The organism is Bacillus sp. C1, assembly GCF_054570475.1.
Window position 1 is genome coordinate 808843 of record NZ_JBTMZT010000001.1, and the last position, 12192, is coordinate 821034.

5 protein-coding genes and 2 pseudogenes are annotated in these 12192 nt (G+C 37.8%); all 7 read left to right on the forward strand.

Annotated features, from left to right (window positions below):
- Nucleotides 1–7: 7 nt before the first annotated feature.
- The 7 genes and pseudogenes from dxr (at nucleotide 8) to rimP (ending at nucleotide 12176) form a co-directional block, all read left to right on the forward strand.
- Nucleotides 8–1150 (forward strand): 1-deoxy-D-xylulose-5-phosphate reductoisomerase, encoded by a 1143-nt coding sequence (gene dxr / locus ACX5JI_RS04325; protein WP_459499846.1) that lies wholly within the window; start codon nucleotides 8–10, stop codon nucleotides 1148–1150.
- Nucleotides 1151–1167: 17 nt separating this feature from the next.
- A complete protein-coding gene (gene rseP / locus ACX5JI_RS04330; protein ID WP_459499848.1) occupies nucleotides 1168–2424 on the forward strand; it encodes an RIP metalloprotease RseP in 1257 nt (418 codons plus the stop codon).
- Between the two features lie 150 nt (nucleotides 2425–2574).
- A complete protein-coding gene (locus tag ACX5JI_RS04335; RefSeq protein WP_459499849.1) occupies nucleotides 2575–4275 on the forward strand; it encodes a proline--tRNA ligase in 1701 nt (566 codons plus the stop codon).
- Between the two features lie 128 nt (nucleotides 4276–4403).
- Nucleotides 4404–7301 (forward strand): annotated as a pseudogene (locus ACX5JI_RS04340) (PolC-type DNA polymerase III); the annotation flags it as partial.
- 730 nt (nucleotides 7302–8031) lie between these two features.
- Nucleotides 8032–9858 carry a group II intron reverse transcriptase/maturase gene (gene ltrA / locus ACX5JI_RS04345; RefSeq protein WP_459499850.1) on the forward strand — a complete coding sequence of 609 codons (1827 nt, stop codon included), beginning with the start codon at nucleotides 8032–8034 and terminating at the stop codon, nucleotides 9856–9858.
- Nucleotides 9859–9955: 97 nt separating this feature from the next.
- Nucleotides 9956–11371: pseudogene (locus ACX5JI_RS04350) on the forward strand (PolC-type DNA polymerase III); the annotation flags it as partial.
- Nucleotides 11372–11705: 334 nt separating this feature from the next.
- A complete protein-coding gene (gene rimP, locus ACX5JI_RS04355) occupies nucleotides 11706–12176 on the forward strand; it encodes a ribosome maturation factor RimP (RefSeq protein WP_000359094.1) in 471 nt (156 codons plus the stop codon).
- Nucleotides 12177–12192 lie beyond the last annotated feature (16 nt).

Below are 12192 nucleotides of genomic sequence, written 5' to 3' on the forward strand. Positions count from 1 at the left end.
TCGAGTCATGAAAAACATTAGTTTATTAGGAGCAAGCGGATCAATTGGAACGCAAACTTTAGATGTGTTACGCTTGCATCCAGAACAATTCCGTCTCGTTGCTTTTTCTGTAGGGAAAAATATTGACTACGCAGTAAAAGTTATTCAAGAATTTTCTCCTCAGCTTGTTTCTGTACAAAGAGAAGAAGATGTTGTCAGGTTACAATCCGTTTCTGGAAATACAAAAGTAGTATATGGGGACGAAGGATTATTAGAGGTAGCTCTTTATCCGAGTGCAGAAGTCGTCATAAATGCTGTTGTAGGTAGCGTAGGGTTGTTACCAACACTTCGTGCAATTGAGGCGAAAAAAACAATTGGAATTGCGAACAAAGAAACGTTAGTAACTGCAGGACACATTGTAATGGAAGCTGCACGCAAACATAATGTGTCATTACTTCCCGTCGATAGTGAACATTCAGCTATTTTTCAATGTTTGAACGGAGAAAATGAAAAGCGAATTTCTCGTTTAGTTATAACTGCTTCTGGCGGAAGCTTCCGTGATAAAACGAGAGATGAATTACATCATGTGACTGTGGAAGATGCACTACGTCATCCAAACTGGTCAATGGGTTCGAAAATTACAATTGATTCTGCTACAATGATGAATAAGGGGCTGGAAGTCATCGAAGCGCATTGGCTTTTCGGCATACCTTATGAGCAAATTGATGTTGTTTTACATAAAGAGAGCATTATCCATTCTATGGTTGAATTTGAGGATCGTAGTGTAATGGCACAGCTCGGTTCACCGGATATGCGTGTACCCATTCAATATGCACTTACATATCCTGACAGATTACCGCTTTCAGATACAAAACAGTTAAATTTATGGGAAATTGGAACACTGCACTTTGAACAAATGAACCAAGAGCGTTTCCGTTGCCTGCGTTTTGCGTATGAAGCTGGAAAGATAGGCGGTAGTATGCCAGCTGTAATGAATGCAGCAAATGAAGTAGCTGTAGCAGCCTTTTTACAAAAGAAAATTGGTTTCTTAACAGTAGAAGATCTCATTGAAAAAGCAATGCACCATCACAATGTCATTGCGCGTCCGAGCTTAGAGGAGATTCAGGAAATTGATGCAGCCACAAGACGATTTGTGATGGAACAAATTTAGCAAAGGTGGTTATGGAATTGAATACAGCGATTGCCTTTATATTAATTTTTGGTGCACTCGTATTTTTCCATGAGCTAGGGCATCTATATTTCGCAAAAAGAGCGGGTATTTTATGTCGCGAGTTTGCAATTGGTTTTGGACCGAAAATATTTTCATTTGAAAAAAATGAAACGGTGTATACAGTTCGGCTGCTGCCTCTTGGAGGCTATGTTAGAATGGCTGGCGAGGATGCAGAAACGGTTGAATTAAAACCAGGGAAAAAAGTTGGACTTGTGTTAAATGAAAAAGAAGAGGTTATGAAATTAGTTTTAGACGGGCGTGAAAAGTATCCGAATGTTCGCGTGATTGAAGTAGAACAAGCTGATTTAGAAAATCATCTCACAATTTCTGGTTATGAAGAATACGAGGAAGAATTACAAACATTCCGTGTGAATGAAAAGGCTCGTATCGTTTCAGCTGGAGAAGAAATACAAATTGCCCCGTTTAATAGACAATTTGGTTCTAAAACGTTAGGGCAGAGAGCATTAACAATCTTTGCAGGGCCTGCGATGAATTTCATTTTGGCATTTGTTATTTTTGTTATCATTGGATTGGTACAAGGTATTCCTGTTGATAAGCCAATGATTGGAAAAGTAATGAAGGATAGTGTTGCAGAACAAGCAGGATTGAAACAAGATGATACGATTCAAGCAATCGATGGGAAAGATACGAATACTTGGAAAGATGTTGTGACGATTGTACGTGAACATCCAAATAAAGAAATTACGTTGCATGTAAAACGTGACAGCGAACAATTTAATGTAAACGTAACCCCAACAGCTGATAAAGAAGGTAAAGAAGAGGTTGGTAGAATAGGTGTATACTCTCCTGTAGAGAAATCTATTGTTGGTTCTATTCAATCAGGTTTTGAGCAGACGTATACATGGACAAAATTAATTTTTGATTCCCTTGTGAAATTAGTAACGGGTCAGTTCTCTATTAATGATTTATCAGGTCCGGTAGGGATTTATAATTTAACAGACCAGGTAGTAGATTATGGTGTCATTCGTGTTCTGAGCTTGGCGGCTGTTTTAAGTATAAACCTTGGTTTATTCAACTTATTACCTGTTCCAGCTCTTGATGGAGGACGTTTATTCTTCTTCTTAATTGAAGCGTTGCGAGGAAAACCAATTGATCGTCAAAAAGAAGGAATGGTTCACTTTATTGGTTTTGCGTTATTAATGCTACTTATGTTAGTTGTAACGTGGAATGACATTCGAAGGTTCTTCTTGTAAAATAAAGTGAGAATTGCAGTTAGTATAAAGTTCATGATATTTTCTATGAAGTGAATCAAATGAATAAAACTCTTAGAGTGGTAATCCCTCACCGAATTTGAGGTGAGGGGTTTTACTGCGTATTAGAGTAAATTGAAGAGGTGCGAATAGATGAAACAAAGTATGGTATTTAGTCCTACATTACGTGAAGTACCAGCTGATGCTGAAATTAAAAGTCATCAATTGTTACTTCGTGCAGGATTCATGCGTCAAAATGCTTCTGGTATTTATAGCTTTTTACCACTTGGGCTAAAAGTATTACATAAAGTGGAACGTATCGTTCGAGAAGAGATGGAACGAGCAGGGGCTGTAGAATTATTAATGCCAGCGTTACAAGCTGCGGAATTATGGCAAGAATCAGGTCGCTGGTATTCTTACGGTTCTGAGTTAATGCGTATGAAAGATCGTAATGATCGTGAATTTGCTCTTGGAGCGACACATGAAGAAGTAATTACAGATCTTGTACGTGATGAAATTAAATCTTATAAAAAGTTACCTTTAACATTATACCAAATCCAAACGAAGTTCCGTGATGAGCAGCGACCACGTTTTGGTTTATTGCGCGGTAGAGAGTTTTTAATGAAAGATGCATATTCTTTCCACGCAACACAAGAAAGCTTAGATGAAGTTTACAATCGTCTATATCAAGCATATTCAAATATCTTTGCTCGTTGTGGCTTGAACTTCCGCGCAGTTATTGCTGATTCTGGAGCAATGGGTGGTAAAGATACACACGAATTTATGGCATTGTCGGATGTAGGAGAAGATACAATTGCGTATTCTGATACATCTAATTATGCAGCGAATATTGAAATGGCACCTGTTGTTGCTTCTTATACGAAGAGTGATGAAGCAGAAAAAGCTCTTGAAAAAGTAGCAACACCAGATCAAAAATCAATTGAAGAAGTGTCTGCTTTCTTAAATATTGAAGCATCCAATTGTATTAAATCTTTGGTCTTCAAAGTAGATGAGAAATTCGTAGTTGTACTTGTTCGTGGAGATCATGAAGTAAATGATGTAAAAGTGAAGAATGTATACGGTGCTTCTGTTGTTGAACTTGCTTCTCATGAAGAGGTAAGCGAACTGTTACATTGTGAAGTTGGTTCATTAGGACCAATTGGAGTAACTGGTGATGTGGAAGTAATCGCTGACCATGCTGTAGCAGCAATTGTAAATGGTTGTTGTGGTGCAAATGAAGAAGGCTTCCATTATGTAAATGTAAATCCAGAGCGTGACTTTAAAGTAAGTCAATATACAGATTTACGTTTTATTCAAGAAGGAGATCAATCTCCAGATGGAAATGGAACAATTCAGTTTGCTCGTGGTATCGAAGTTGGACATGTATTTAAATTAGGTACACGCTATAGCGAAGCAATGAATGCAACATTCTTAGATGAGAATGGAAAAATGAAGCCACTTATCATGGGGTGCTATGGTATTGGGGTATCTCGTACAGTTGCAGCAATTGCTGAGCAATTTAATGATGAAAATGGTTTAGTTTGGCCAAAAGCAGTTGCACCATTCCATGTACATGTGATTCCCGTAAACATGAAGTCTGACGCACAACGCGAAGTGGGTGAATCGATCTACAATTCATTACAAGAACAAGGTTATGAAGTGTTATTAGATGATCGTGCAGAGCGTGCGGGTGTTAAATTTGCTGATGCGGACTTATTCGGTCTTCCAGTTCGAGTAACAGTTGGTAAAAAAGCTGATGAAGGTATCGTTGAAGTAAAAGTACGTGCTACAAATGAATCTGCAGAAGTGAAAGTAGAAGAATTTCACACATATATCGCTAATATTTTAAAATAAGAAGAGGTACCTCAGTAGGAGGTACCTTCTCTTTCTTTGTAGAGCAAACTTTTTAGTAAAGAAGGAAGAACCTTTCTTTGCTGAACCGAACATTTCAATTTATAATAGCAGATGGAAGGAGGTTGCTTATGTCAGTATTAAACGAACAACAAGAGCGATTTCAAATTTTGCTCCAGCAGTTGCAAATGCCTGAAGACCTTATTAATCAATATTTAAAAGGTGGTAGTATTCAAAGGCTAGTCATTGACAAAGCAAATAAAAGTTGGCATTTTAATTTACAAGTGCCGAGCATTTTGCCAACAGAACTATATGAATTGCTAGAAACGAAACTTAAGCAGTCATTTTCTCATATTGCAAAAACATCATTCGCATTAGAAACAGAGAATAAACAATTTACAGAAGAAGAGGTTAGGGCATATTGGCCACTTTGTACAGAGCGAATTACGTTTTCACCTATGTTTGCATATTTAAAGAAGCAACTTCCACATGTAAATGGAGTGAAGTTGTTACTGAATGTGAATAATGAGTTGGAATCTACGGCTTTAAAGAAAAATGTAGCGAAGTTAGTAGGGGATCAATATGAAGTCTTTGGATTTCCTCGTTTTCAGCTCGACACAAATATAAAACAAAATGAAGAAGAAGTTCAAAAGTTTCGTGAACAAACAGAGCAAGAAGATCGTCAACGTGTTATACAAGCTATGGAAGAAATGGCTAAGAAGCAAGCTGAGGAAAGCAATGTTGTTCATGAAGGACCGGTTGTACTTGGATATCTTATTAAGCCGGATGAAGAAATTACACCGATGCGAGAGATTCAAGATGAAGAAAGAAGAAAAACAGTTCAAGGATATGTCTTCCATGTAGAAACAAAAGAACTTCGTAGTGGACGTACGTTATTGACTTTAAAAATAACAGATTATACGGATTCTATTATGATCAAAATGTTCTCACGTGATAAAGAAGATATTCCGATGCTACAATCTTTGAAAAAAGGAATGTGGGTTAAAGCGCGTGGTTCTGTTCAAAACGATACATTTGTTCGAGATTTAGTAATGATCGCAAATGATATTAATGAAATAACAGGGCCTTCTCGTAAAGATAAAGCACCTGAAGGGGAAAAACGTGTAGAACTTCACCTTCACACTCCGATGAGCCAAATGGATGCTGTTACTTCAGTATCTAAGCTTGTTGCACAAGCTGGGAAATGGGGGCATGAAGCCATTGCGGTTACAGATCATGCTGTTGCACAGTCTTTCCCAGAAGCGTATTCAGCGGGTAAAAAGGCAGGGGTAAAAGTCATTTATGGAGTAGAAGCAAACTTAGTTAATGACGGTGTACCTATCGCTTATAACGAAGCGCATCGTTTACTTGCAGATGAAACGTACGTTGTTTTTGACGTTGAGACGACGGGTCTATCTGCTGTATACGATACGGTTATCGAGTTAGCTGCTGTAAAGGTAAAAGGAGGCGAGATTATCGATCGCTTTGAATCTTTCGCAAATCCGCATCAACCTTTATCGGCGACGATTATTGAATTAACAGGCATTACAGATGATATGTTAACTGATGCACCGGAAGTGGACGAAGTGTTCAAAAAATTTGAGGAATGGATGGGTGATCATACACTCGTTGCTCATAACGCAAGCTTTGATATGGGCTTTATTAACGTAGGGTTTAAAAAGGCTGGTTTAGAAAAAACGAAAAACCCAGTTATTGATACGTTAGAACTTGCACGATTCTTATTCCCAGAAATGAAGAACCATCGCTTAAATACGATGTGTAAAAAACTTGATATTGAATTAACGCAACATCACCGGGCAATTTATGATACAGAAGCAACGGGATACTTACTTGTGAAAATGTTAAAAGATGTGATTGAAAAAGGATTTGAATATCACGATCAATTAAACGATAGTATGGGACAAGGGGATGCATATAAACGTGGGCGTCCAAGTCATACAACATTACTTGCTACATCAGATGTTGGATTGAAGAATTTATATAAACTTGTTTCATATTCTCACTTAGATTACTTTTACCGTGTACCACGTGTGCCGCGTTCATTATTAAAAAAATACCGTGAAGGCATTTTAGTAGGGACTGCTTGTGATAAAGGAGAAGTTTTTGAAGCGATGATGCAAAAGGCTCCTGAAGAAGTAGAGGAGATTGCGCAGTTCTATGACTATATTGAAGTTATGCCTCCAGAGGTGTTACGTCATTTAGTAGAACGTGAACTTGTCCGAGATGAAGGACAGTTAAAAACAATTATTTCTAACTTAGTAAAACTAGGTGAAACATTAGATAAGCCAGTTGTTGCTACAGGGAACGTACATTATTTAGATCCAGAAGATGCAATGTATCGTAAAATTTTAGTGAGTTCGCAGGGTGGAGCAAACCCATTAAACCGTCATTCATTACCGCCTGTACATTTCCGTACAACAGATGAAATGCTAGATTGTTTTTCATTCTTAGGTGAAGAAAAAGCGAAAGAAGTTGTTGTAACAAATACACAAAAGATCGCATCATTCATTGGTGATGTCCATCCAGTAAAAGATGATTTATACACACCGAAAATTGAAGGTGCTGATGATGAAACACGTGATATGAGTTATAGAATGGCTCGTAGCATTTATGGCGAAGAGCTCCCGGAAATTGTAGAAGCTCGTCTTGAAAAAGAATTGAAAAGTATTATTGGACATGGATTCGCCGTTATTTATTTAATTTCACATAAGCTTGTAAAAAAATCACTTGTAGATGGATACTTAGTAGGTTCGCGTGGATCTGTAGGTTCATCATTCGTTGCGACGATGATGGAAATTACAGAAGTAAACCCATTGCCACCGCATTATGTATGTCCGAAGTGTAAGCAATCAGAATTCTTTAATGACGGTTCTGTAGGTTCTGGTTTTGACTTGCCAGATAAAGAATGCCCAACATGTAATGTTCCGTATGTAAAAGATGGACATGATATTCCGTTCGAAACATTCCTTGGATTTAAAGGGGATAAAGTTCCCGACATTGATTTGAGTGCGACACGTTCTTAACTGAAAAGGTTAAGCACTAGCATCTGCTAGTAGAACTGCTATTCCGAAGTATGGAATGATGGAATAACGCCCTGAAACATACTCACTGAAGCAACGGCAAGCGATAGCGATATTGCAAACATCAACATCGTTTGAAGCCCGTTAAAGTAGGCTGAAATTCACCCTAACGTAAAAGACGAGGAAAGGGAGATATAAATCTTCTGTGAATGATATGTCTGGTGTCTATAAAATTCCTACGGTTAGAATCAGTAGAATCACTGGGACGAACCCTCGACTGACTTTTCGTGAATGTCACGTTACAGAAATGTAACGGGGTCTAAAGAGGACTTCCAAGTGTGGATGAGTAAGCGTTTGGTTATGAAAATCCATACTGTGTTACAGGCACAGTCAAGCTTGGCGGAATTTAGGGGGAACCTAAGGGAATTATGTACAGATAGGAATAGTGGAACGTGTGAAGCTTTCGACATAAGAGAAGGTTGCACTTCGATGACGATGGTATGTGGAAAGGCAGATGCTATAACACATTTTACGAAAGTGGCAGTAGTGCCGTAGTACCGCTTAATGAAATGCTGAAGATGACTGAATAACCAATAAGTCGGAGGATAAAAACATTTCAGAGGGAAGGGCACAAGTCGTTAACGTCGAAACAAAACCTACAAAAGTCAGATTCGTGTATGACAAAAGAGAAACGAAAACTTCATAAGGAAGTGATTAGTTGGCTGACTTAATGATTCAAAAATTAAGAAACAATGAATATTTTGGCTTACAATCAACTTTTGATAATCTTTATGAAGAGAGCAAAAAGGGTCGATATTTCAAAAACATTTATGAGCTGATTGTTTCTGAAGAAAACATTCGATTAGCCTTTCGTAATTTAAAAAGCAACACGGGGAGTAAAACGAAAGGTACAAATGGACACACAATGAAACATCTTAATAAAATAGATGCTGATAAGCTAATCAGATTAACGAAGAAGAGATTGGAAAACTACATGCCACACACAGTAAGACGTGTGTTTATACCAAAGCCAAACGGGAAAATGCGACCTCTAGGAATTCCGACGATTGAAGACCGATTAATTCAGCAAATGTTCCTGCAAATTTTGGAACCGATTGTTGAAGGGAAGTTTCATCCGCAAAGCTATGGTTTTCGACCAAAACGAAGCACTCATGACGCTTTAGCTAGGTGTTATCATATGGTCAATCACAGTCACCAACATTTTGTAGTGGACATAGATATTAAAGGTTTCTTTGATAACGTTAATCATAAAAAGTTAATGAGGCAGCTATGGACAATTGGAATACGGGACAAAAGTGTTTTATCCATCATCAAAAAAATGCTGAAGGCGGAAATTAAAGGCGAAGGTATTCCTGTTAAAGGGACTCCTCAAGGTGGTATTTTATCTCCATTGCTAGCCAATGTTGTGTTAAATGAACTTGATTGGTGGGTGTCAAACCAATGGGAAACAAAACCGACGAGAGTGCCTTACAAATTGAAACGTAATAAAACGGATGCACTTAAAAAGACAAGGTTAAAACCAATGTATTTAGTAAGATATGCGGATGACTTTAAAATCTTCACAAATTCCTACGCAAACGCTAGAAAGATTAAAATAGCGGTTGAAACATGGCTTAAGGAAAGATTAGGTCTTGAGATAAGTGAAGAAAAAAGTAAAATCACAAACTTACGGAAAAACGGTACAGACTTTTTAGGGATTCGCTTTAGAGCCGTTCAAAAAAGAAATGCCAAAACAGGCTATATCGTAAACTCAAAGATGGACCCGAAAGCAAAAGAGAAGGTATTAGGCGTTATCCGCCATCAACTCGTTAAGATGAGGAAAAGTCCCACTCCAGAAAAAGTGATGAATTTTAATTCTAACATTCTTGGATTGCATAACTACTACAAAATTGCGACCAGAATTTCTCAAGATTTTAATGAGATAAGACATAAAATTCATCCGAATATAAAATCATTGATGTTCAGAAACATCTTTGTTTATACAAAGGAAACGAATAATATCATTGATAAATTCTATGGAGATTATAATTGTCCAAGGTTTAAAAGTAATGGATTACTGGTCTATCCTATTGAAGCGATTCGACATGATATACGAGGTCAAAGAGATCCTAACTTCTCCGTTTATAATGAAAAGGATAGGGCATCAATTCATAAAGAGATAAAGCGTGTGTCTGTGCGGGAAATCGAAATGTTTCGTAAAGGAATATATAAAGCAAAAAGTGTTCTGTATGAAAACAACCGCTTAAGTAAATATGTTGCGCAAAAAGGATGTTGTGGAATAACAGGGGAACGATTGACTCCTCATAATGCTATATGTCACCACATCAAGTCAACAGCTGAAGGCGGTAGTGATGAATATGATAACTTAATTATTATCAATAAGAAATATCATATGTTAATTCATAATAAAGACCCTCTTGCAAATAAAGATTACAAAAAAATGTTAGCTAAGTTTGAAAAGAAAGCTTTAAACAAATTAAATAAGCTGAGAACGGAAGTAGGAAATCCAAAACTTAGCTTATAAACTTCGACAGAGTTAACGATGGAACGCCGTGTGAGTGTGAAAGCCTCACGCACGGTGTGGAGTGGGGGAAAAGCTGGAGATAATATCAAATGCTTACCTATCACTATACTTCTCAGGAGAATATCAGCCACGCGCCCATAATTATACGAAAGTACTGTTTGGTGAGGATTACGTATATCGTGCTGGAACAATTGGTACGGTTGCAGAGAAAACAGCTTATGGGTATGTAAAAGGTTATGCGAATGATCATAACTTAACAATTCGAAATGCAGAGATTGATCGTCTTGTTTCAGGATGCACAGGGGTAAAACGTACAACTGGACAGCATCCAGGTGGTATTATCGTTGTACCGGATTACATGGACATTTTTGACTTTTCACCAATTCAGTTTCCTGCGGATTCAATAGGAGCGGAGTGGAGAACAACACACTTTGACTTCCATTCTATCCATGATAATTTGCTGAAACTCGATATACTAGGACACGATGATCCAACTGTTATTCGTATGCTGCAAGATTTAAGTGGGGTGGATCCGAAGACTATACCAACAGATGATCCTGAAGTAATGAAAATCTTCTCTAGCCCAGAATCTTTAGGTGTAACAGAAGAACAAATTAATTGTAAAACAGGTACACTTGGTATACCGGAGTTCGGTACAAAATTCGTAAGGCAGATGTTAGAAGAAACAAAACCGACAACATTTTCAGAGCTTGTCCAAATTTCTGGACTGTCTCACGGTACGGATGTATGGCTTGGTAATGCGAATGAATTAATTTATAACGGTACATGTACGCTAAGTGAAGTTATCGGTTGTCGTGATGACATCATGGTATATTTAATCTATCAAGGATTAGATCCATCACTAGCGTTTAAAATTATGGAATCGGTACGTAAAGGTAAAGGTGTTCCGGAAGAATGGGAAGAAGAAATGCGCAATAATAATGTGCCTGGATGGTATATTGAATCTTGTAAGAAGATTAAGTACATGTTCCCTAAGGCCCACGCCGCTGCGTATGTACTTATGGCTGTGCGTATTGCATACTTTAAAGTACATTTCGCGCTCCTATTCTATGCAGCATACTTTACAGTACGTGCGGATGACTTTGATGTAGAGGCGATGGCAAAAGGTTCAGTATCCATACGAGCGAGGATTGATGAAATTGCCCAAAAAGGATTGGATGCAGCGCCGAAAGAGAAAAGTTTATTAACGGTATTAGAAATGACACTTGAAATGTGTGAACGTGGCTACTCATTCCAAAAAGTTGATTTATACCGTTCGCATGCAACAGACTTTATTATTGATGGAGATTCGTTAATCCCTCCATTCAATGCAGTACCTGGTCTTGGTACAAACGCAGCTGTTAGTATTGTAGAAGCTCGTAAAAATGGGGATTTCTTATCAAAAGAAGATTTACAACAACGTAGTAAGGTTTCTAAAACGATAATTGAGTATTTAGATAGTCAAGGTTGCCTAGGTGATTTGCCGGATCAAAACCAATTATCGCTGTTCTAATAGGTAGGAAAAGTCTTTGCAAATCAGCATTTGCTATGGTATACTATTAACCGAGATAACCATGTCATGTATATTTTGCGAAAAAGAGAGTGGGGAAACCCACTCTTTCTTGTTACTATCTATGTTTTATCTATGTAGGTAGGTGAGGCATTTCTGTCGTATATACATATTTTGTTACAAGTTTTACTTCTTAAATTTGGTAATACTAAGACAGATATTCCCTGCTTAACGGCAGGGGCTTTTGTTAGCTAACGAGAAAGAATAAGAAAGACCGTTTTTATGAGCGGAGTTCTTTTCTTTCAAATGGTACATGGCGGCAGGAAGGAGGCTGTTTATGGATAAGAAAGTCACAGAAGTTGTAGAAGCATTTGCACAGCCGATTGTTGAAGAGTTAAATCTTGAACTTGTAGACGTAGAATATGTGAAAGAAGGAAAAGACTGGTTTCTACGCGTATTCATCGATTCTGAAAAAGGGGTCGACATTGAAGAATGCGGTGCGGTAAGTGAACGTTTAAGCGAAGCTTTAGATAAAGAGGATCCAATTCCTCATCTTTACTTTTTGGATGTATCATCTCCTGGAGCAGAACGCCCATTAAAGAAAGAGAAAGACTTCCAACAAGCGGTAGGAAAGCAAGTGGCAATTAAAACATATGAGCCAATTGATGGTGAAAAGATGTTTGAAGGAAAGCTACTTTCCTACGATGGTACAACAATTACATTACTATTAACTATTAAAACACGTAAAAAAGAAATCCAAATTCCAATGGATAAAGTTGCAAATGCGCGACTTGCTGTTACGTTTTAGTAAGAAGGGGGATCTT